Raw genomic sequence first — 21,942 nt, 5'->3', positions numbered from 1 at the left:
ACGGTTGTGTGTCGGAGATCGAGAACGGCCCCGGAGTCGAAACCCCGAGGCCGTTCTTTTTCGAGCTTGTGGTCAGTAGGCGCCGTCGCTGGCGAGCACGGCTTTGACGGTCTTGCCGATGATCAGCACATCGCTCACCATCGACCAGTTCTCCACATACGACAGGTCCAGTCGCACCGACTCATCCCACGACAGATCCGAGCGACCGCTGACCTGCCAGAGGCCGGTGACACCGGGACGCACCAACAGGCGGCGCTTGACCCGACCGTCGTAGGCCTCCACCTCACGCCGCAACGGCGGACGCGGACCCACCACACTCATCTCCCCGCGAATAACGTTGAGGAACTGCGGCAACTCGTCGATGCTGAACCGCCGCATTACCTTGCCGATACGGGTGACCCGCGGGTCGTCCTTCATCTTGAACAGCGGGCCGGCGCCCTCGTTCTGCGCCAGCAAGGTGTCGACCATCGTGTCGGCATTGGTCACCATCGACCGGAACTTGATCATCCCGAACGGCTCACCGTCGAGACCGATCCGTTCGGCCTTGTAGAAGACCGGACCCCGGTCCTCGAGCTTGATCAGCAGCGCGATGACCGCGAACACCGGAGCCAACGCCACCAGTACCGCGCTCGCGAAGACGAGATCGAAGATCCGCTTCCCCGACCGCTTCGCCCCGTGATAACTGGGCTTCTCCACGTGGATCAGCGGCAGACCGGCCACCGGGCGCATCTCGATGCGCGGGCCGGCCACATCGACCACACCGGTGGCGACGACCAGGTCGGTGTCGAGCGGCTCGAGCTGCCAGACCAGATCGTGCAAACCGTCGCTGCCCAGGGTTTCGGTGGCGGTGACCACCACTGTGTCCGCCCCCGACAGCTCGAGCGCTTCGACGACGGAGTGTTCGTCGCCGTAGACGGTGATCTCCCGGCCGTCGACATCGATCACATCACCTGGCGCACCCGAATAACGCGGCACGCACACGCCGACGACGCAATAGCCTTCCCCGTCCTGACGGGCAAAGGTGCGAGCCATGTGCCGCACCGCCCGAGCACCACCGACCACCAGCACCGAGGTCTGGAACTCACCGCGAGCACGCTTGCGCGCGATGACCTTCCGCCACACCCACCGAGACAACAGCAAACCGGCAAGACCCACCGGCAGAGCGATAGCAAGGAAGCCACGCGCGATCTGCTGGTTGGTGATGAGCGCGATGATGGCGATGGTGCCGAACACGGCGAGCGTCGCCGAGATGACCCGCTGATACTCGTCGTAGCCGGCACCGATCACGCGACGCGACCGCGTACGGAAGACGCTCAGCGCGCCCAGCCAGGCCACGATGAGGCCGGCAGATACCACCGTGTAATCGAGCTGACCGCCACCTCCGGCGCGGAGTAGATCCTCGTAGCCGAAGCGGACGGTCTGCGCCAGGATCACGGAGAGGACCACGGTGATCGCGTCCGTGAGGCACAGCCTCTTCACGTACACGTTCTGCCACTTCCACCGGTTGACACCGGTGCCGGGCGACGCGTCCGCGGGCGCACGGTCAGGTGCGCGCCGCTGAGCGTCGGACGGGTCGAGCCCTCGATCATCGACCGTCGTCATCCCGCAGTCCTCCCCATGAATGTGCCTCCTCCCCGAGACAAAACTATTTCCCGACGAATCCGGCCCCGGCGCTGGAACCGGACTCGAGCGAGCGTTACCCGAACTATCCCTGAGAAATAACTGAGCGTTACGTGTGAATCGAAGTCTTGTCGCAGATCAGCCGGGAAATCCAGACCCTGTTCGGTAGCCGGTCATGGGATCGTGTCGTGTGTTCGGTTGAATCCCTTGGTCTTCGAGTGCATCTACCTGGTCGTAGTCCGAACGATGGGAATACGAGAAGTGATGATAATCACGTTTATGTGACGTTCTTTCCAACCCGGGACCCGATCGATTTCCCGAGATCGACGAGAGCCGGGCGCCGAATAGTGTTACTTCGAGTTTCCGAAACATCAAGCGCCCCCTGCCAGGTGGTGAGGACACCACGCGGCCCGCGCAACCCGACCGCCATGCCGATAGCCGGAGATGTGGTCGGGATAGGCTTCGGTATCGCTAGCGAGAGCCCCGAGGAGACCTGTTGAGCACCCTCCAGACCCTTGATCGCGGTCTACGCGCGCTGGACATCGTGTCGCAGCGACCAGGGGGAATCTCGATCGCGGAACTCTCGGCCGAACTGGAGGTCGCTCGGGCCATCGGCTATCGAATCGTCGCGACTCTCGAAGCACACTCGCTCGTAGCCCGAATGCATGACGGCCGGATCAGATTGGCAGTGGGAGCCGCACTACTCGGTTCGCGCTTCCGTCCCCGCTTGCGCGAGGTGACGCAACCGCTCCTGCGAGACCTGGCTCAGCAGACATCGGCCACTGCTTTCCTGTCGACCCTCGAGGGCGACGAGTGCGTAGTGATCGCGGTGGCCGAACCCGATTCGGGCATCCTCCGAGTGGGCTACCGAGTCGGCACCAGACATCCCGTGTCCAAGGGCGCGGCCGGTATCGCCATCCTTGCCGGTCGCCCCGCATCGGAGTCCGACACCGACGCGATCCGACGCGCACGCGAGGACGGCTTCAGCATCACCACCGGCGAACTCGAACACGGCGCTGTCGGCGTGGCAGCCGGCGTGCGCTCTCCCGTCGACCATGAGGGCATGGGATTCGAGGCGAGCGTCGGCGTCGTCGCGATCGAAGGTCTCGATACCGACATTGCGGCAACCGCCGTTGTGGCGACCGCCGCACGGATCAACAGCCTGCTCGATACCTGACCAGTACAGCCGCGCTCGAGGACGCCCGCTGAGGGCGTCCTTTTCTTGCCCTCAGCACAGAGATCCAACCCCGGCATTGACGCCGAGTGTGACCACCGTTACCGTCTGAATGTGCGTTCAACGAACACATATGTTCGATAAAAGTAAATTCGCAGTTCGCAGATGGAGAGCATCATGACGAGTCAGTCGATCGGCACCGTCCTCGACACCCCGCAACCCGCCGCGGAGAGCCGCTGCCCCATCGACCACACCGCCTTCACCTCCCCTACCGGCTGCCCCGTCTCCCCGCGCGCCGCATCGTTCGATCCCTTCACCGGGCCGTACCAGGTGGACCCCGCCGCATCTCTGCGTTGGTCGCGTGACGAAGAGCCCGTCTTCTACAGCCCCGAACTCGGGTACTGGGTGGTCACGCGCTACGAAGACGTCAAAGCCGTCTTCCGCGACAACGAACTCTTCTCGCCTTCGATCGCTCTCGAGAAGATCACCCCGACCTCCGACGAGGCGAACGCTGTTCTGGCCCGATACGGCTATGCCATGAACCGCACTCTCGTCAACGAGGACGAACCGGCACACATGCCGCGACGGCGAGCGCTGATGGAGCCCTTCACTCCCGCCGCGCTCGCCCACCACGAGCCGATGGTGCGCCGACTGACCCGCGAATACGTCGATCGTTTCATCGATGCCGGTCACGTCGACCTCGTCGACGAGATGCTCTGGGAGGTTCCGCTCACCGTCGCACTGCACTTCCTCGGTGTGCCCGAGGAGGACATGGACACCCTGCGCGAGTACTCGATCGCACACACCGTCAACACGTGGGGACGTCCGGCTCCCGAGCAGCAGGTCGCCGTAGCCGACGCGGTCGGGAAGTTCTGGCAGTTCGCGGGCACCGTTCTCGACAAGATGCGGAAGGATCCCAGCGGGCACGGCTGGATGCCTTTCGGCATCCGCGTTCAGCAGGAACAGCCGGACGTCGTCACCGACTCCTACCTGCACTCGATGATGATGGCCGGCATCGTCGCCGCGCACGAGACGACCGCCAACGCCTCTGCGAATGCCTTGCGGCTGTTGCTCGAACATCGCGACGTGTGGGAAGAGATCTGCGCCGACCCGAGCCTGATCCCCAACGCGGTCGAAGAATGCCTGCGTCATTCCGGATCGGTAGCGGCGTGGCGGCGTCTCGTCACCGCGGACACCACGATCAACGGTGTCGCCATTCCTGCCGGGGCGAAGCTACTGATCGTCAACTCGTCCGCGAACCACGACGAACGCCACTTCGACCAGGCCGACGACTTCGACATCCGGCGCGACAACGCCAGCGACCACCTCACCTTCGGCTACGGCAGCCACCAGTGCATGGGAAAGAACCTCGCACGCATGGAGATCCAGATCTTCCTCGAAGAACTGACCCGGCGTCTCCCCCACATGGAACTGGTACCGGATCAGGAATTCACCTACCTGCCCAACACCTCCTTCCGCGGCCCCGATCACGTGTGGGTCCGGTGGGACCCGGCGCGCAACCCCGAACGAGCCGACCCGGAATTGCTGTCCCTTCAGCAGCCGGTCAAGATCGGCGAACCGTCGAAGAACACGATTGCTCGCACCATGGCCGTCTCCGGGCTGGAACGCGTTGCCGACGACACCCTGCTGATCACCCTGCGCGACACGAGCGGGCGGCCGCTGCCGAAATGGTCCGCCGGGTCGCATATCGACGTCGACTGCGGTGCAGTGTCGCGACAGTACTCACTGTGCGGTGACCCGAACGATCGCAACACTTTCCAGGTGGCCGTTCTCCACGATCAGGAGAGCCGAGGTGGGTCCCGGTGGATCCACACCGAACTGTCCGTCGGCGACACGCTTCGGGTGCGGGGTCCCCGCAACCACTTCAAGCTCGACCCCGACGCGAAACGGTATGTCTTCGTCGCCGGTGGCATCGGCATCACCCCGGTAATCGCGATGGCCGATCAGGTCAAGGCCGCCGAAGTCGACTACGAGATCCTTTACGCCGGCCGCTCGCGCACCTCGATGGCATTTCTCGACCGTCTCGCACGCGACCACGGCGATCGGGTCCGGCTCTACCCCGGCGACGAAGGCACCCGCATGGACCTTCCCGCTCTCTTCGCCGAACCGGAAGAGGGCACGCAGGTGTACTCGTGCGGTCCCGAGCGTCTGCTCTCCGCACTGAGCGAGGCCACCGCACATTGGCCCGACGACACCCTGCACGTCGAACACTTCTCCTCCACGCTCGAAGAACTCGATCCCTCCAAGGAGCACGGCTTCGAGGTGGTGCTGAAGGATTCCGGCATCACCGTCCCGGTCGCTGCCGATCAGACAGTGCTCCAGGCACTTCGAGCCGCCAACATCGACGCGCAGAGCGATTGTGAGGAAGGCATCTGCGGCGCATGCGAGGTACCTGTCCTCGACGGCGAGGTCGACCACCGCGACCTGGTCCTCACCAAGGCCGAGCGCGCAGCCGGAAAAACCATGATGACCTGCTGCTCCCGCGCATGCGGCGACAAGCTGACCCTCCAGCTGTGACACAACAACCCTCGAAACTGATCCGAAAGGCACGACATGACCACCATCGAGCAGTCGGGTACGCCGTCCGTCCCACCGGACTCCGGCACACCGACCACCAGAACCCCGTTCAAACGGGTTCTGGCCGGCAGCATGGCCGGCGCCGTCCTCGAGTGGTACGACTTCGCGATCTACGGCATCCTCGCCGCGACCGTCCTCGGCCCTCTGTTCTTCCCCAGCGGCAACCCGGTCGCCTCCTTGTTGATGGCACTTGCGACACAGGGGCTCGGGTTCGTCGCCCGGCCCCTCGGCGGCATCGTCTTCGGCCATCTCGGTGACAAGTTCGGACGCAAACCCATTCTGGTTGCAACGTTCCTCATGCTGGGAGGCGCGACCGCCGCGATCGGACTGCTCCCCACCTACGGTCAGATCGGCATCTGGGCCACCGTCGCCCTGGTGGTCCTGCGCATGATCCAGGGCTTCGCGCTCGGCGGCGAGTTCGGCGCCGCAGTGATCCTGGTCAGCGAATACGGCGAACCCAAGCGCCGGGGATTCTGGGCGGCATGGCCGCAGTCCGGAGCTCCGGCCGGTACCGTCCTGGCCACCGTCACGGTGGGCATACTCGCGGTCGTCTTCCCCGGGGACGCATTCGACGACTGGGGCTGGCGCGTCGCCTTCCTCCTCGCCGTGCCGTTGCTCGTCATCGGCTTCCTGATCCGTCGGGGCGTCGAGGAATCGCCGGTCTACCGGGCCGCGCAGGAGAAGGCCGAGTCCGCCGAGAACAAGGCTGCCCGCAAGGAATCGTCCAGCATCATCGAGGCTCTGCGTAAGCCGCGCCCGCTGCTCCACGGTCTCGGCATGCGCCTGGGCGAGAACATCGCGTTCTACGTCTACACGATCTTCGTCATCGCGTACGCCACGACCTATTTCGACTACACCCGCGGTGCCATCGTCACCACCGTCGCCTTCGCGTCGGTCTGCCAGTTCCTCGGAATGATCGGCGGCGGATGGTGGTCCGACCGGGTGGGACGCAAGATCGCCATGCTCGTCCCGGCCGTGTCGCTCATCATCTGGGCACCGATCTTCTTCTCCCTGGTGCACACCGAGAACATGACCGCGCTCGGTGTGGGTGTGTGCGTCGGCGCGCTGCTGCACGGCATGCTTGCGGGTCCCGAAGCCGCATGGATCACGGAATTGTTCCCCACCAAGTACCGCTTCGCCGGTTCGTCGCTGGTGTTCCAGGGCTCGTCGATCATCGCCGGGGCTCCTGCCCCGTTCATCGCGGTGTGGCTGGTCGACCGCTTCAGTGCCACCGCAGTCATCGTCTATCTGGTGATCACCATGTCGATCACCGTGATCGCCGTGGCCACCAGTCGCGAGACGAAGGGCGTCGATCTCGACAAGCTCGACGATCTCTACTGAGCACGCCTCATCGAGAATTGGCACGCTGAAACGAGGCTCGCGTCGGCAACACGCCCGCGCGAGCCTCGTTTCGGCGCGTCAGCTCGGGTCGGGTGTTCGTTTCAGGAAACTGAAGAAGCCAGGCGTGTGCACCTCACGAAGGCGCGTGAGCTTGCGGTAGGAGATCAGCCAGACACCGTCGACCTTGCGGTACTCCTCGTGATAGTGCCCCCAGCCGTGCAGCGACTCCTCGACGCCGTCGTTGTCCCACCACAACTCGTCCTCCATCGCCCAGACGCCGCGCGCGCTCGTGGCTGATTCGAGGACGATCTCGGGGCAGTGGCCGTGGTGTGCCGAGGTGATCGACACGGGTCCGTCGAGGAAGTTGCTGATAGCGCGTGTGAGTGCCTCGCGTCCGACTACACGGCCGGGCTGTTCGCCGGTGCGGGGCTGCTTGTCGCTGGGCAGTCCGCCCCACGTCTCGCTCACCACGTCCTCGGTGTGCAGGGTGGGGTACTGCTCCCACTGCTTGGTGTCCATCACCCGCAGCCGGGCCGAGAAGACCTGCTGGATCTCGTGGATGGCGAGAAGCCGTTCGGCCGCAGACAGGTCGCTGATCGGGCGGTCCGTGGTCTCGGTCATGGCGATCCTTCCGGAGCGAGCGGTCACCTCCCCTGCCTACCGGTCCTCGGACGGGAACTCCTGCGACGTCCCGTTGATCGGAACAACCGGCATCCTCGCGCGGTGAAACGGGTCCGGCGCGGCGTGTTGCAGGGGCAAGCCTCGTTTCACGGCGTCAACATGAGCGCGGGACCCCCTCCGAGTTGCCCAGGATGTTCCGTTCAACGGAAACACCGGTGCGCGCTCACATCACAGCTGGGACTGTTCGACACGCCACACCTGCACAGTGCAGGTCGCTCCGATTCGCGGAGCACCCCTCCACGTAGTCCCGGCTCGTCAGCAGCCGATTCCCAGGAAGAGTCACCGTCATGGGTCAGGTATTGGACAGGATCATGCAGCACGCGGACGAGATCCGCAGTGAAGGCCTCGTCGGCGACGAACAGATGCGGCTGTCGGACATCTCGGCGAAGCACCTGCGCGATTCCGGCATCATCCGCATGTTGCAGCCGAAGGAGTTCGGCGGCTCGGAAGCCCACCCCCGCGAGTTCGCCGAGACCGTCATGTCCATCGGTGCTCTCGACGGTGCGACCGGCTGGGTGGCCGGCATCGTCGGTGTGCACCCGTGGGAGCTCACCTTCTTCGACACGAAGGCCCAGGAAGAGATCTGGGGCGACGACAACGACATGTGGATGGCGTCGCCGTACGCACCGATGGGTGTCGCGGTGCCCGTCGACGGGGGTTACATCCTCAACGGCCGCTGGTCGTTCTCGTCGGGTACCGACCACTGTGGTTGGGTCATGATCGGCGCTGCAGTCGGCGACAAGGACGGCAACCGCACCGGGCAGGTCCTGCACGTGCTGCTCCCCCGCTCGGACTACGAGATCGACGCGGACAGCTGGAACGTCATCGGGTTGCGCGGCACCGGGTCGAAGGATCTGATCGTCAAGGACGCGTTCCTGCCCGAGTACCGCACGATCGACGCCGACATCGTCCTGAGCGGAAACGGCTGGCGGCACGCGGGTCGCGACGAGACGCTGTACAAGTTCCCCTTCTCGTACATCTTCCCGCTGGGCATCACCTCGTCGCTGATCGGCATGACCGAGGGTGCGCTGGCCTGCTACGTCGCCGCACAGAAGGAGCGCGTTCAGGTCACCGGTGTCCCCATCAAGGAGGACCCGTACGTCCTGTTCGCGATCAGCGAGGCAGCCGCCGAGATCTCCGCGTCGCGGCTCGCGCTCCTCGAGACCGTCGACCGGTTCTGGGACAAGACCGACCGCGGTGAGGAGATCAGCTTCGAGGAGCGCGCCATCGGCCGGCGCACCCAGATCTCGTCGGCGTGGCGTGCGGTGCGGGCGATGGACGAGATCTTCGCGCGTGCCGGTGGCGCGGCGGTGCACCTGAAGACGCCGATGCAGCGCTTCTGGCGCGACGCGCACGTCGGCCTGACCCACGCCATCCACGTGCCCGGCATGATCTACCACTCCGCAGCCCTCACTCAGCTCGGCGGCGACCCGCAGGGTCCCTACCGCGCAATGATCTGATCCCCTTCGACATTCGAGGACGACGACATGACTGAACTGAGAGGTCTCGGTTACCTCCGCATCCAGACCCAGGACGTGCCGCGCTGGCGCGCCCTGCTGCTCGACGGGCTCGGCATGGCCGAGGGGACGGGCCCCGAGGCCGACGGCTTCTACGCCCGCGTCGACGAGCGCCGCTCGCGCATCCAGGTGTTGCCCGGCCATTCCGACAAGGCACTGGCCGTGGGCTGGGAGGTGCGTGACGAGTTCGCGCTCCAGCGCGTGCGTGAGGCCGTAGAGAAGTCGGGACGCACCGTCGAGGTGCTCTCGCACAAGGAAGCAACCTACATCGACGCCGAGGGCGCCATCGCGTTCGAGGATCCGGCCGGAACCCGCCTCGAGGTGTTCTTCGGTCCGGTGCTCGACCACAGTCCGGTCGTGACGCGGTTCGGTGGACGCTGGGTGACCGACGGCCTCGGCCTGGGGCACGTCGTACTGCCGACGGCGAACTTCGCCGAGACGTACGAGTTCTACACGCAGGTGCTCGGTTTCCTGCCGCGCGGCTCGATCCGTCTCGACGAGGACGGTCTCGTGCGCGTCCGATTCCTCGGCATCAACGAGCGGCACCACAGCCTCGCGCTGTGCCCGGCTCCGCCGAACGAGGAGCCCGGACTGGTGCACCTGATGACCGAGGTCGACACGCTCGACGCGGTCGGTCAGGCGCTCGACCGGGTGAACAAGCTCGACTTCTCGATCTCGTCGACGCTCGGCCGGCACACCAACGACAAGATGATCTCGTTCTACGTTCGTGCACCCGGAGGCTGGGACCTGGAGTTCGGCACCGAGGGCATGCTCGTCGACGAGCGTCACTACACGTCCGAGGAGATCACCGCGGACGCGTACTGGGGCCACGACCAGTCGGGATCCGAGCCGCTGAAGGCGTTCCTGCCACCCACTGCCTGACACCCCTCGGTCCGTCCGACGAATGCACCGCGACTTCCGGTCGCGGTGCATTTTCGTTGTTCCTGAAATTCGTTCTTTCGGGAAGCTCCGAGTGGCGCTACAGTCGTAGCTACTCATTGATCGGTCGATCAATCAACGAACATGCCACGGAGAAGACCATGCCCGAAGTCCTCCCCACCCCCACATCCGTCATGGACCGCCTCGACCTGCTGCTCGAACCGTTCCGCGACACGGACGGCCTCACCCTCACCGAGCTGTGCCGACGGACAGGCTTCCCCCGTTCGTCCGCTCATCGGATGCTTCTCCAACTCGTGCGGGTCGGGTGGATGCGTCGCAGCGGCACCACCTATCACCTCGGCCCGAAGATCGTCGAGCTAGGCGCCCTCGCGCAGGCACACGACCGCATCCACAGCGCCGCTCTCCGCTCGATGTACGCGCTGCACCGCGAGACCGGACTGGCCGTCCACCTGACCGTCCTCGACAACGATCAGGTCGTCTACCTGGAGAAAGTGAGTGGCGCGCAGGTCACCGACAGCACGTGGGCGGGCCAGCGGCGCCCTGCCGAGGACACTGTCGCCGGCCTGGCACTGCTGGCCCGACGCGACGGATCCCACCCCGCCCTGACGGGCAGCAACGGGCACTCGATCGTCGGCGGTGTCGTACACGGGGGCGAGTGCTTCCGGCACGCCGTCGCCGCCTTCGCTGCGGGCGACGGCGAGATCGCCGCGCTGTCGCTGGCCGGCCCGGTCGAGGCGAGCAGGGAGGACGCGGTCCGGCGGTTGCGTCGGGCAGCCGACCATCTGGAGACGACTTTGACCGCGTGACGCCACACCCCGTCAACCGATCTGCTGATCAATCGATCAGTCGATGATCTCGATGCATTGCGAGGATCCCATGACACTCGACGACGAGTTCTCCAACGCCTTCATCGCCCGCGTGGCCGGACTGCTGGACGAGTTCCACACCGGCAATCGGCTCACCCTCTCCGAGCTCTCGACTCGCACGGGTCTGCCACGCTCGTCCACCCATCGCTTGCTCACCCAGCTCATCGAGCACGGCTGGGTGAGCAAGCGCGGCAAGACCTACGCTCTCGGACGCACACCCCTCGAATGGGGCGCGTTGGCGCGGAACCACGACCGCCTGCACCGAGCAGCCCATCCCGTCCTGCACGACCTGCATTCGGCGACGGGTCTCGTCGTGCATCTGGCCGTCCTCGACGGGGGCGACGTGCGCTACGTCGACAAGATCGGACGTGGACCCCTCGTGCTCCCTTCGCGCATCGGCGGACGGCAGCCGGCACATCGCACCGCACTCGGAAAAGCCCTTCTGGCCCACACCCGACTACACGCCTCTCCTCCTGCAACAGGATGCACGCACCCCGCTGCTCCGAGGGCCGAGAATCTGCTGCCCCGCAACGAGATCGCACGCATTCGCGAACGGCACGTCGCACACGAGCGCGAGGAATCGGCACCGGGTGTCGCGTGCGTGGCGGCGCCGATCGGAAACGGGCAGATATGCGTGGGAGCACTGTCCGTGACAGGTCACGTCGACACCGTCGACACCGTCGGCCGGGCCACCCCGGTCCGGCTCGCGGCGCGGGCGGTGTGGCGCGCCCTGTCCCCGAGCGATTCTCGGCCACATCTCGGTCGATCGGTGGGTCAGCGCACCAACGCCTGACCACCGTCCACCGGGAGTGAGTGGCCCGTGATGTAGCGGGCGGCCTCACTGCACAGGAAGACGACGGCGGGCCCGATGTCGGTTTCGGGATCGCCGAGTCGACCGAGCGGAATCGAACTCGCGTACGCGGCCGCTTCTTCCGGCTCGCGTTCCGCCCACTCCTGCATGGCTACCGAATCGGCTAGCGGCAGAATCGAATTGACGCGGACGCCGTCCGCCGCCCACTCACAGGCGGCGGTGCGGGTGAGAACCCGGATCGCTTCCTTCGCAGCGGCGTATCCGCCCGTACCGGAGGGGTTCCACCGGATGCCGGCCGCCGACCCGAGATTGACGATCGATCCACCGCCACGCAGGTACGGATGACAGGCCCGCATCATCCGCCAAGTGGCGGTCGGACCGGACTCCATACCGTCGCGGTACACGGCTTCGGCGAGTTCCAGCAGCGTTCCCGGAGCGGGTGTTTGCGCGTTGTTGACCAGGATTGTGAGTCCACCGAACTGTGCAACCACCTCGGCGACGGTCGCATCCACCGCTGCCGGGTCGGTTACGTCGCACACGTACGGCACCGCACGACCACCCCGAGCTTCGATCTCGACCACAGTGGCGCCGATCGTCGTTGCGGTACGACCCACCACGGCGACCGAGGCTCCGGCGGCGGCGAGCGCGAGCGCAATCCCCCTCCCGATACCCTGACCCGCGCCGGTCACGAGAGCTGTGGCACCTGCCAGCGGCATAGCGGGAACGATCGGGTCCATCCGGGACACGGCCATGCACACTCCTGAAGACATGAAAGACATCAACCCATTGATCGGTTGATCAATGGGTGTGGCAGAATACGGTCCGAACCGAGCCTGTACGGGCCTTACGAGAGGACAACGGTGAACCCGCAGGAGCGAAAGCGGCAGATACTCGACCGGTCGGCGGAGATCTTCGCCCGCAAGGGGGTCACCGCCACAACCATCCGCGAAATCGCCGACGCGGTCGGTGTCTACTCCGGAGCGCTCTACCACTACTTCCCATCCAAGGAAGCGATCGTCACCGAGCTCATTCGCGAATACATCACCGACCTCAACGAACGATGCCGCGAGGTGCTCGCTCGGTCGCTACCGCCGGTCGAGCGACTCGAGGCCTTCACACAGATCGCGCTGGAGACCTCCGAGGACTATCACGGCGCGACCTCCATCTGGCGACGCGAAGGCGAGTACATGCGCGAGCGCGTCGTCGAGGCCGACATGGTCTCCTCGGCCGACGCCATGCAGGTCGCGTGGCGAGAGGCCATCCGCGACGGCATCGCCGAAGGCGTCTTCCGTACCGACATCGATCCCGAGACGTTCCGGGAACTTATCTACGACGCGGTCTGGCACGCCTCCCGCTGGTACCGGCCCGGACCGGACCGCACCCTCGCCGATCTCTCGCGCACCATCGTGTCGTTGTTCGTCGACGGGTTCCGCCGACGCGACGAGTGATCCGTCCCGCCGGGTGCGGCGGGACGGATCATCGGATCACTCCGCCGAACCTGCGAGGTTCCCCTCGACCTCCTTGTGCCACGACTCGAGCGCACGGGAGGTGTCCACCTCGAACTCGAAACGCTGCGTCATGTCCGGCGTGACGTCCTCGAGGTCGACGTAGAACTGGTTGTACCAGCGACGCAGCTGGTAGACCGGACCGTCCTCCTCGGTGAGGAGCGGATTCTCGATGCGGGACTTGTGCTTCCAGATCTCGATGTCCTGGGCGAACTGCTCCTCGAGACCGCCGGTGAACATCGTCGCCATCTCGGCGGCCTGCTCCTCGGACATGCCCTCGATCTTCTTGACGATCGTGCCGAACTGCAGCACGAACGAGTTGTTCGTGACCGGGTAGTGGCAGTTGATCAGCTTCGACTCGATGGTCGTGCCTTCGGAGACCGTGTAGATCGTATCGAGCATGAAGGACGGACCGTAGTAGAAAGCGTCCGAGATGGTCTGCGCCTCCGGCAGATCCATCTGCACACCGGTCTTGATGTCGTCGCGCCCGTAGGAGCGCATGTGCTGGCCGGCGATGTGCCCGTCGAAGACGTTCTTGAAGTACTCGGGCATCTGGAAGTGCACGTAGAAGAAGTGCGCCATGTCGACGACGTTGTCGACGATCTCCCGGCAGTGCGACCCCTCGACGTGGATGGTCGTCCACGTCCAGTCGCTCCACTGACCGTCCTCGTAGCCCTCGATCTCGGGGATCGCGAGTTCGGGAGTGGGCTCACTACCCTGCGGGCAGTGCCAGACGAACAGAACACCGTTGCGCTCCATCGTCGTCCATGCTTTGGTGCGGCCGAGCTTCGGGGTACGCCGCGCGTACGGCACGGCCTCGCAACGGCCCTGTCCGTTCCAGCGCCAGTCGTGGAACGGACAGGCGATGGTGTCGCCCTTGATCTCACCGCGCGCGAGGTTCCCGCCCATGTGCCGACAGAAGGCGTCGAGCACGTGCAACTTTCCGGCCGTGTCGGCGAAGACCACCAGGTCGGTGCCGAACACCTTGACCTGGTGCGGCTTTCCGTCGCGGAAGTCCTTCGCGAGGCCGATGCAATGCCATCCGCGCGCGAAACGGGTGGGGTTGGTACCTGGATCGATGTTGCGGATCTCGATCCGCTCCTGAGGGACGGTCATGTTTTCTCCTGCGCTGACGAGAGGTGAAGGGGCTGACGAGGGTCGAACGCGAACGACGGTCACCGGGCTGGGGCGACCGTCTCCGTGGAAGCGAGAGGAGCGATCGCAGGATCGATCCGGTTCCCGGTCCGGATCACACCGTCGGCCACCGCCTCGTCCACGGCGCGATCGAGCGCCTCGCACCGCATCACGTAGGCACCCGGACCCGCGGTGGTGATCTCTCGGCACGACTGCCGGGCCTCGTCGGACCATTGGATGCTGGTATGAGCTGGGCTGTACTTCGCGACGAGCACGCGAGCGCCGCAGGTGTGACAGGCGAGCGACTGCATTGTTGCCGGTTCCCTTCCTCGGATGAGCCGAGACTAGGAACCGCGATGTATGCGGCGACACAGCTTTTCAGCCCAGCGGGACAAACGGAGTTCTATCGCACGCCCGGCGACTTCTCGCGCGGTGAAACGGGGTTGGCGCGGCGTGTTGCAGGGGCGAACCCCGTTTCAGTGCGTCAGCGTGGGGTGAGACGTGGGGTGCGGACACGGAAGGTCGAGCCGGCACCCTTCTCCGACTCCACCTCCACCTTCCCGCCGTGCGCCGCGACCAGCGCAGCGACGATCGACAGACCCAGACCGCTCCCACCCGACGCGCGGGTGCGGGAGGCGTCGGCGCGGTAGAAGCGTTCGAAGACGCGCTCCCGGTCGTCGGGGTCGAGTCCGGGGCCAGTGTCGGCGACTTCCAAGATCGCATCGGTGTCCGCGGTTCCCACCCGAACGGTGACATCGGCGTCGGGTGGGGTGTGGGTCAGGGCGTTTGTGACGAGATTGCTCAACACCTGACGCAGACGGGCGTCATCGCCGAGAACCTCGGGAGTGCCTGGGCCGTCGATGATGTCGAGGGTAATGGTCCGTTCGGGTGCGACGGCACGCGCGTTGTGCACCGCGTCGGCGGCGACCGCGAGCAGATCCACCGGGGAACGGTCGAGCGGACGTTGTTCGTCGAGTCGCGCGAGCATCAGCAGGTCTTCGACGAGCAGGCCCATGCGGCGGGCCTCGCGTTCGATGCGGTCCATGAGCATGCCGGTGTCGGCACTCGCGCCCTGCCGGTACAACTCGGCGAAACCGCGGATGGTGGTGAGCGGGGTGCGGAGTTCGTGGCTGGCATCGGCGACGAAGCGACGCATCTTCTCCTCCGAGCGTCGCGCCGACTCCTCGGATGCTGCGGTTGCTGCGAAGGCTGATTCGATCCTGCCGAGCATGGCGTTGAAGGTCACCGACAACCGCCCGATCTCGGTTCGGGGATCGCCCTCGGGCACCCGCTCGCTGAGGTCGCCTTCAGCGATCGCGGCGGCGGTGCGCTCGACCTCGTCGAGGGGACGCAGGCTCATCCGCACGACGACACCGCCGCCCACCGCCAGTGCGACCAGCACGACCGCACCGATCACCGTCTGCAGCAGGACGAGGCTGTCCACCGTCTCGTCGGCCTCGGCCAGGCTCATCCCGACGGTGGTCACGACACCCGACGTGTTCTCGGTGCTCATCACCCGCCAGTGCGGACCGTCGTCGCCCACGGATCCGACGGTGACGGGCCTACCGGTCGGATCCTCAGGCACATCCGGTGCGGTCGACTCGTCGTTGACGACGAACAGCACTTGTCCGTCGGCGTCGACGACCTGAACGTAGAAGGGGCTCGGTGGTCGCCGGGAGGTGGGGGCGTCCAGCGGTGGCGTCGGTGGCGGCTTGTCGGGTCGCGCCCAGGTCCGTGCGGCCTCCTCGAGGTCCCGGTCGACGCGCGACAGCAGAGAGTTCTGCAGAGCTGAGGTGACGGCAACACCCGACGCGAGCAGACCGATGCCGGCCAGGAGCACCAGGGCGGCCACCAGCGTCCAACGGAGTGGCAGCGCCCGCAGCCGGTTCATGTGCGGGGTTCCCGCATCACGTAGCCCACCCCGCGAACGGTGTGGATGAGGGGGACGTCGCCGATGTCCACCTTGCGTCGCAGATACGACACGTACGACTCGACAACCCCGACCTCACCGCCGAAGTCGTAGTTCCACACGTGCTCGAGGATGCGGGGTTTGCTCAGCACCGTCCCGGCGTTGAGCATGAAGTACCGCAGCAGCGTGAACTCGGTCGGCGACAGCGACACGGGCTTGCCGGCCTTGAACACCTCGTGGGTGTCTTCGTCGAGTTCGAGGTCGGCGAAGGTGATGCGGGAGCTGCGTTCGGTCTCGGACACCTTGCCGGCGCGGCGCAGGATCGTGCGCAGCCGGGCGATGACCTCTTCGAGGCTGAACGGTTTGGTGACGTAGTCGTCGGCGCCGAGCGTCAGGCCCGCGACCTTGTCCTCCACCGCGTCTTTCGCGGTCAGGAACAGCACGGGCGCGTCGATGCCGTCGGCGCGCAGGCGGCGCAGCAGGCCCATGCCGTCCATCCCGGGCATCATCACGTCGAGGATCACTGCGTCGGGCCGGAAGCGTCGCGCCTTGTCCAGTCCTTCGGCGCCGTTGCTCGCGGTCTCCACCTCGAAGCCCTGGAACTTCAGGCTCACGGACAGCAGTTCGACGATGCTCGGCTCGTCGTCGACGACGAGCACGCGCGCTTCGGGAATCCGGTCGGTCACGACTTCGATTGTCGCGGGTAGGGCTGGCACCGCGCTCGAGATTTCCTGGCAGGTTCCTGTGAGCTTTCCGATTGTCAGGAAGTTGCCAGGAGAACTCCACGGAACCTCGAGATCACGAGTGTGTGATGTGGGGGTGAACAACGGCTATCAGCAGACCGCGAGCAGACTGCACGCGTTCAACCGGTACGAGATCAAGTATTTCGTCGACGAGATGAAGGTGCCCGAACTACGGCGCGAGCTCGCCGCCCGGATGGACACCGATCCGTACTCCCCACACGGGGGCTATCCGGTGACGTCGCTGTACTACGACACCCCGGATCTGCGGTTCTACTGGGAGAAGATCGAAGGCTTGAAGTTCCGCCGCAAGGTACGCATGCGGCTGTACGGCGATCCGGCCGCATGCACCGACGACTCTCCCGTGCAGGTCGAGATCAAGCAGCGCGTCAACCGGGTGACGCAGAAGCGTCGCACTGCCCTCCCGTACGGTGTCGCCCTGCGGTGGCTGAACGGACGCGAGGACATCGAGTGCGACGACTCGCAGCGGCCGTTCGTCGACGAGGTCTCCGGTCTCGTGGGGAATCTGGATCTGCGACCGATCGTGACCACCGGCTATCTGCGCGAGGCGTTCGTCGGACGCGACGCCGACCTCGGTCTGCGTGTGACGATCGACCACAAGGTGCACGGCCGCGACCGCGACTTCCACTTCGCGTCCGGCGCAGAGAACCGCTTCATCATCCCGCCGAAGCTGGCCGTCGTAGAGCTCAAGGCCAACGAGCGGGTGCCCTACTGGGCGACCGATTTGACGGCCCGGCTGGACATGTCGGTGATCCGGGTGTCGAAGTACTGCCAGTCGGTCGAGGCGTTCGGGCTCGCACCCCGGTCCCGTTTCGGTGCACCGGACCTGGTGTCGCCGGACGGCTCCGACGCGCGGGTACCCACCGATCTTCTGTCCACCGAACCGATTCCGGCTCGCTGACTTCCCTTCTCCGAAACAAGGACGGATATGAACTTCGATTTCCAAGATCTCAGTGGCACGTTCACGACCTTCGACATCGTGGTGTCGCTGGCGTTGTCGTTCGTGCTGTCGAGCGTCATTGCGTGGGTCTACCGCTACACGCACAAGAACGTCTCCTACAGCCAGTCCTACGTGCAGACGCTGGTGCTGGTCGGCATGGTCATCGCGCTCATCATGCTGGTGGTCGGATCGAACATCGCCCGGGCGTTCGCTCTCGTCGGCGCGCTCTCGGTGGTGCGATTCCGCAACGCCATCAAAGAAACTCGCGATGTCGGGTTCATCTTCCTGGTGATGGCCATCGGCATGACCACCGGTACCCGCTTCTACGTACTCGCCATCGCGGCGACCGTCGCGATCTGCCTCGTACTGCTGATCATGAACAAGTTCAACTGGTTCACGCTCGACGTGCAGCGTCAGGTGGTCAAGGTGCAGGTGCCGCCGGAGCCTGCCTACACCAGCACCGTCGAGGACGTTCTCATCAAGCACTGCAGTGAATACGAGTTGGTGTCCACCGAATCCGTCCGCGCCGGCGCTCTGGTGGAGCTGTACTACACGGCGCAGCTGAAGAAGGGCACGAGCTCGAACGACCTGATCGCGGCACTGAGCGCCGTCAATGCCGGCCAGCGGGTGAGCGTCCTGACCGGATACGACCAGACCGACCTGTGATGACTGCACCCACCCCGCGGCGCCGTCTGCGGCACCGGATACCGACCTCGCTGCGGCGGCACTGGAAACTGCCGGTGGCGTTCATCGCGTTCGTCGCGATCGTGGCCACGGCCTTCGGAGCGACACGCGTGCGGCCCTACATCACAGGCGACCCGACGATCATCTCCTCGGAGATCACCGAGAACGTCGCCGGCACAGTCGATCTGTTCGACACCTCCGTCACACACGAGTTGTCGCTCGAGATCGGCGACGCCGAGTACGACGACATGATCTCCGCATACGAGAAGGACGGCGACAAGGAGTGGGTGGTCGCCGATGTGGTCATCGACGGCACCCACATCGACGACGTGGGTGTGCGCCTGAAGGGCAACTCGACGCTGCGCGGCCTGCAGGGCGAGGGTTTCGATCAGGCGCAAGGCCCGCCCGGGATGGAGGGCACGGTTCAGGTGGATCCGGAGGATCCGACCTCGTTGCCCTTGCTGATCCGTTTCGACGAGTACGTCGACGGTCGCGCGTATCAGGGCATGACAGAACTGTCGGTGCGGCCCGGCTCGCCGGTGATCAACGAGGCGATGGCGTTGTCGCTCACCGCCGAGACCGATCAACCGACCCAGCGGTACGCGTACACGGTGTACTCGGTCAACGACAGCGCCACCGCGACACGACTGGTGCTCGAGCATCCCGATGAGCAGTACGCCAACTCGCTGTTCGACTCCCCCGGCTATCTCTACAAGGCCGATGCGTCGTCGCGGTTCGAGTACGTCGGCGACGACCAGTCGGACTACGCCGACCAGTTCGAGGAGATCAATGCCGCCGACTCCGGTACGCTGCAACCCATCATCAGCTTCCTGAAGTGGATGGACTCGGCCGACGACGCAGAGTTCGACGCGCACCTCGCCGACTGGGTCGACGTCGAGTCCTTCGCCCGGTACGTCGCCACACAGAACCTGCTCGTCAACTTCGACGACATGGCCGGACCCGGTCAGAACTACTACCTCTGGTACGACCTCGACACGAAGAAGCTCTCGGTGGTCTCGTGGGATCTGAACATGGCCATGCAGGGTGATACTTCCGCCGGCCCGGACGACTCCATCTCCATGATGGGCGGCATGGGACAGGGCGGTCGCCCGCAGGGCATGGTGGGCGCCGCGCCACCGGAGGGGATGCCTCAGGCCATGCCACCTGGAATGCCTGGAGGCGAGAGTCGCGGACCAGGCGGCGGCAATACCTTGAAGACCCGTTTCCTCGACTCCGACGCCTTCACGGAGATCTACCACCGGGTGTATCAGGAGCTGTCCGAACAGATCTACGGCAACGGTCTGGCACTCGAGGTGCTCGACGCGGTGGCGGCGTCGGTGCCGACCTCCGACGGCCTCACTGCCGAGGCGCTGCAGGAGAGCGTCGACTCGATGCGCTCCTGGATCGGGGAACGTACGCAGGCACAAGTTCAGTGGATTCAGCCCCGCTGAGCGAGGTCGGATCCACCGAAGTTACGGATACTGTCGGGCCCATGACTTCCGAAGAAATCCTGCTCGTCGAGCAGCGCGATTCCGTCCGCATTCTCACCTTCAACCGCCCGGAGGCGCGGAATGCGCTGAGCTCGGCGCTCATCGATGCCCTGCGCACCGAGATCGCTGCAGCGGAGGCGGACGACGAGACGAACGTCGTGGTCCTTACCGGCACCGACCCGGCCTTCTGCGCCGGACTCGACCTGCAGGAACTCGGGGAAGGTGGAGGCAACCTGTCGCTGGTGTCCGGCGCCGACCTCCCCGTCGGTCATCCGTGGAAGCCCATCTCCAAGCCGATCATCGGCGCGGTGAACGGCGCCGCCATCACCGGTGGTCTCGAAATGGCACTCGCGTGCGACTTCCTCATCGCGTCCGAGCGCGCCCGCTTCGCCGACACCCACGCGCGAGTCGGCGTCCTGCCGGGTTGGGGACTCACCCAGCGCCTGCCCGCGGCGGTGGGTCCGGGCTTCGCGCGTCGCATGAGCCTGTCCGGAAACTTCGTGGGTGCCGAGGAGGCGCTGCGTGCGGGTCTGGTGACGCAGGTCGTCGCGCATGACGAACTGCTCGGCACGGCCGTGGAGGTCGCGCGGACGATCGCCGGCAACGACCAATCCGGTATGCGGGCGTTGCTCGCGTCGTACCGCCGGGCCGAGGAGCATGTCGTCGAACCGGCCCTACGGATGGAGCAGCAGACCTCGGAAGAGTGGATGCGGGAGTTCTCGCCGTCGCGGGTCGCCGAGCGACGGGCTGCGGTGATCGAACGCGGAAAGTCCCAGAACGCCGTGAATCCCAAGTCCTGAAACGCCCATGACCAAAGGGCATTTCGGTCTAATCGGACACTTTTATCACAGAAATATAACAACTAGTGACGGCAGGTAACAGGCTTTGAGGCCTTCGCGAAGTATGGGACGGAAGTGAATCGATCTTGCGGATCCATTCACTTCCCGCGCCCGTTCGCGGGCGTGCCCATCCACAACGACATGGAGGTATTCCTATGCTGCTCGGATCTCTCGCACTGACCCTTGGTGGACTGCTCGCCGCTCTCGGCATCATTCTCTGACAGCCGGACCGATCGACTCCGCGCCCGCACCACCCCCTGCGTGCGGGCGCGGTTCGGTCCATTCGGACGGATCCACTTCCGGAGTCCGGAAAACTGTTTCCTCGTCACACTTTTCGGACATCTTCTTCTCGAGTTCGTCCTTCTCGCGCTGCGCCATCTCGGGGTCGACGTCCTCACCCGGGACGGGTCCGGGATCTGTAGCCGGCGCGCCCTGACCGGGATCGGCCGCGTCGATCTCGTTGGAGCCGGTGTGCTTGATCGGGAGAAACGGTTCCATGCTTGCCATGAATACGGATTCCCGACACCGATGCGCGCAAACAACTACTCCGGCAACGGAACGTTCTGCAGTCGCAGCTGACCGCGAGCGAGGACCTTGCCGGTCGTGGTGTCGGTGATGATCACCAGCCACAGTTGCTGAGTCCTCCCCTGCTGCAACGGTTCTGCCGTGACCGACGCGCGGCATCCCGTCGTCGAACGCAGGAAGTGGCTTCCTCGACGACGAAGCCGCTCGCCTCGACGAATCGGCTCGGCGGCTTCTGCCCGTAGTCCTCGATCGTCGGACGAGCCTCGGTAGTTCCGGTCATCGCCCTGCTCCAGTGGGGGGACAAATACTGTGCAGATCCCGACGGCCCGTCACTGCTCATCGAACACCGCGACTGTGGCGCTTCGGTCGAAGCGGTCGTGCAATGCGCCCACGGCCACGGTCCGCTGCGGCCGAGCGAGTCGCAGACCCGGCCGGGTCCGACCGCGCGAAAACTCCCCGAGGGCACGAAAACATAACGAAGTGAATTTTCGGTCCGCGGCAGTGTTTCGCACCGAGGCGGCGGGTACTCCTCGGTCAGCGTCCCGGTGCGGACGCAGTCCGGATAACCGAACGACAGGAGGAACACATATGCACTTCGGATCTCTTGCGCTCCTCGGCGGACTGCCTGCGAAACCGGGCATCGCCCA

General features: G+C 65.4%; 20 protein-coding genes and 1 pseudogene. 12 read left to right on the top strand and 9 right to left on the bottom strand.

Annotated elements, in window-relative coordinates:
- Positions 1-72 precede the first annotated feature (72 nt).
- Positions 73-1,602 carry a sugar transferase gene (locus K3M35_RS14825; RefSeq protein ID WP_220666607.1) on the bottom strand — a complete coding sequence of 510 codons (1,530 nt, stop codon included), beginning with the start codon at positions 1,600-1,602 and terminating at the stop codon, positions 73-75.
- A 514-nt stretch (positions 1,603-2,116) separates the two neighbouring features.
- Between K3M35_RS14825 and K3M35_RS14820 the strand changes: the two genes are divergently transcribed.
- The 3 genes from K3M35_RS14820 (at position 2,117) to K3M35_RS14810 (ending at position 6,733) form a co-directional block, all read left to right on the top strand.
- A complete protein-coding gene (locus tag K3M35_RS14820) occupies positions 2,117-2,797 on the top strand; it encodes an IclR family transcriptional regulator (protein WP_039584954.1) in 681 nt (226 codons plus the stop codon).
- Positions 2,798-2,971: 174 nt separating this feature from the next.
- Positions 2,972-5,332, top strand: a complete 2,361-nt coding sequence (locus tag K3M35_RS14815; RefSeq protein WP_094980054.1) for a cytochrome P450/oxidoreductase — start codon at positions 2,972-2,974, stop codon at positions 5,330-5,332.
- A gap of 36 nt (positions 5,333-5,368) precedes the next feature.
- Positions 5,369-6,733, top strand: a complete 1,365-nt coding sequence (locus K3M35_RS14810) for an MFS transporter (protein ID WP_217579493.1) — start codon at positions 5,369-5,371, stop codon at positions 6,731-6,733.
- 78 nt (positions 6,734-6,811) lie between these two features.
- On the opposite strand, the gene K3M35_RS14805 is transcribed toward K3M35_RS14810, so the two are convergent.
- Positions 6,812-7,354 (bottom strand): nuclear transport factor 2 family protein, encoded by a 543-nt coding sequence (locus K3M35_RS14805; RefSeq protein ID WP_220666606.1) that lies wholly within the window; start codon positions 7,352-7,354, stop codon positions 6,812-6,814.
- Positions 7,355-7,701: 347 nt separating this feature from the next.
- Between K3M35_RS14805 and K3M35_RS14800 the strand changes: the two genes are divergently transcribed.
- The 4 genes from K3M35_RS14800 to K3M35_RS14785 all read left to right on the top strand — a co-directional run bounded on the left by K3M35_RS14800 (position 7,702) and on the right by K3M35_RS14785 (position 11,490).
- Entirely contained in the window at positions 7,702-8,874 is a 1,173-nt protein-coding gene (locus K3M35_RS14800; RefSeq protein WP_064060354.1) for an acyl-CoA dehydrogenase family protein, read from the top strand.
- Positions 8,875-8,901: 27 nt separating this feature from the next.
- Positions 8,902-9,813 (top strand): biphenyl-2,3-diol 1,2-dioxygenase, encoded by a 912-nt coding sequence (bphC, locus tag K3M35_RS14795; protein ID WP_064060353.1) that lies wholly within the window; start codon positions 8,902-8,904, stop codon positions 9,811-9,813.
- 158 nt (positions 9,814-9,971) lie between these two features.
- Entirely contained in the window at positions 9,972-10,637 is a 666-nt protein-coding gene (locus tag K3M35_RS14790) for an IclR family transcriptional regulator (RefSeq protein WP_229565695.1), read from the top strand.
- 70 nt (positions 10,638-10,707) lie between these two features.
- Positions 10,708-11,490, top strand: coding sequence for an IclR family transcriptional regulator (locus K3M35_RS14785; RefSeq protein ID WP_259444033.1), 783 nt, complete (start codon positions 10,708-10,710; stop codon positions 11,488-11,490).
- On the opposite strand, the gene K3M35_RS14780 is transcribed toward K3M35_RS14785, so the two are convergent.
- Complete coding sequence (locus K3M35_RS14780; RefSeq protein ID WP_220666604.1) at positions 11,472-12,260, bottom strand: SDR family NAD(P)-dependent oxidoreductase; 789 nt, start codon at positions 12,258-12,260, stop codon at positions 11,472-11,474. The genes K3M35_RS14785 and K3M35_RS14780 overlap by 19 nt on opposite strands.
- Before the next feature lie 108 nt (positions 12,261-12,368).
- Here K3M35_RS14780 and K3M35_RS14775 point away from each other — a divergent pair, with 108 nt between their 5' ends.
- Positions 12,369-12,956 carry a TetR/AcrR family transcriptional regulator gene (locus K3M35_RS14775; protein WP_220666603.1) on the top strand — a complete coding sequence of 196 codons (588 nt, stop codon included), beginning with the start codon at positions 12,369-12,371 and terminating at the stop codon, positions 12,954-12,956.
- Positions 12,957-12,992: 36 nt separating this feature from the next.
- On the opposite strand, the gene K3M35_RS14770 is transcribed toward K3M35_RS14775, so the two are convergent.
- From K3M35_RS14770 to K3M35_RS14755, 4 genes are all read right to left on the bottom strand, one after another.
- Positions 12,993-14,129, bottom strand: a complete 1,137-nt coding sequence (locus tag K3M35_RS14770) for a Rieske 2Fe-2S domain-containing protein (protein WP_220666602.1) — start codon at positions 14,127-14,129, stop codon at positions 12,993-12,995.
- A 59-nt stretch (positions 14,130-14,188) separates the two neighbouring features.
- Positions 14,189-14,458 carry a hypothetical protein gene (locus tag K3M35_RS14765; protein WP_220666601.1) on the bottom strand — a complete coding sequence of 90 codons (270 nt, stop codon included), beginning with the start codon at positions 14,456-14,458 and terminating at the stop codon, positions 14,189-14,191.
- A 173-nt stretch (positions 14,459-14,631) separates the two neighbouring features.
- Positions 14,632-16,038 (bottom strand): cell wall metabolism sensor histidine kinase WalK, encoded by a 1,407-nt coding sequence (locus K3M35_RS14760; RefSeq protein ID WP_220666600.1) that lies wholly within the window; start codon positions 16,036-16,038, stop codon positions 14,632-14,634.
- Entirely contained in the window at positions 16,035-16,742 is a 708-nt protein-coding gene (locus K3M35_RS14755; RefSeq protein ID WP_024101966.1) for a response regulator transcription factor, read from the bottom strand. The genes K3M35_RS14760 and K3M35_RS14755 overlap by 4 nt, the downstream gene beginning before the upstream one ends.
- Before the next feature lie 133 nt (positions 16,743-16,875).
- Here K3M35_RS14755 and K3M35_RS14750 point away from each other — a divergent pair, with 133 nt between their 5' ends.
- From K3M35_RS14750 to K3M35_RS14735, 4 genes are read left to right on the top strand one after another with little or no spacing between them, the layout of a single operon-like run.
- Positions 16,876-17,718, top strand: a complete 843-nt coding sequence (locus K3M35_RS14750; RefSeq protein WP_217579491.1) for a polyphosphate polymerase domain-containing protein — start codon at positions 16,876-16,878, stop codon at positions 17,716-17,718.
- Between the two features lie 27 nt (positions 17,719-17,745).
- The gene (locus K3M35_RS14745) at positions 17,746-18,423 is read left to right on the top strand and encodes a DUF4956 domain-containing protein (protein WP_138844497.1); all 678 of its coding nucleotides are present in this window, start codon (positions 17,746-17,748) and stop codon (positions 18,421-18,423) included.
- Positions 18,423-19,892, top strand: coding sequence for a CotH kinase family protein (locus K3M35_RS14740; RefSeq protein ID WP_220666599.1), 1,470 nt, complete (start codon positions 18,423-18,425; stop codon positions 19,890-19,892). The genes K3M35_RS14745 and K3M35_RS14740 overlap by 1 nt, the downstream gene beginning before the upstream one ends.
- Positions 19,893-19,933: 41 nt before the next feature.
- On the top strand, positions 19,934-20,731 hold the full coding sequence (locus K3M35_RS14735; protein WP_220666598.1) for an enoyl-CoA hydratase: 798 nt from the start codon (positions 19,934-19,936) through the stop codon (positions 20,729-20,731).
- A 249-nt stretch (positions 20,732-20,980) separates the two neighbouring features.
- On the opposite strand, the gene K3M35_RS14730 is transcribed toward K3M35_RS14735, so the two are convergent.
- Positions 20,981-21,268, bottom strand: a complete 288-nt coding sequence (locus K3M35_RS14730; RefSeq protein WP_219129463.1) for a hypothetical protein — start codon at positions 21,266-21,268, stop codon at positions 20,981-20,983.
- Positions 21,269-21,312: 44 nt separating this feature from the next.
- Positions 21,313-21,474 (bottom strand): annotated as a pseudogene (locus K3M35_RS14725) (PaaI family thioesterase); the annotation flags it as partial.
- Positions 21,475-21,942 lie beyond the last annotated feature (468 nt).

This window comes from Rhodococcus sp. DMU2021 (assembly GCF_019641445.1).
Taxonomy (GTDB): Bacteria; Actinomycetota; Actinomycetes; order Mycobacteriales; family Mycobacteriaceae; genus Rhodococcus; species Rhodococcus pyridinivorans.
The sequence above is the reverse complement of the archived record's forward strand: the minus strand, read 5'-3'. Positions and strand labels throughout refer to the sequence as shown.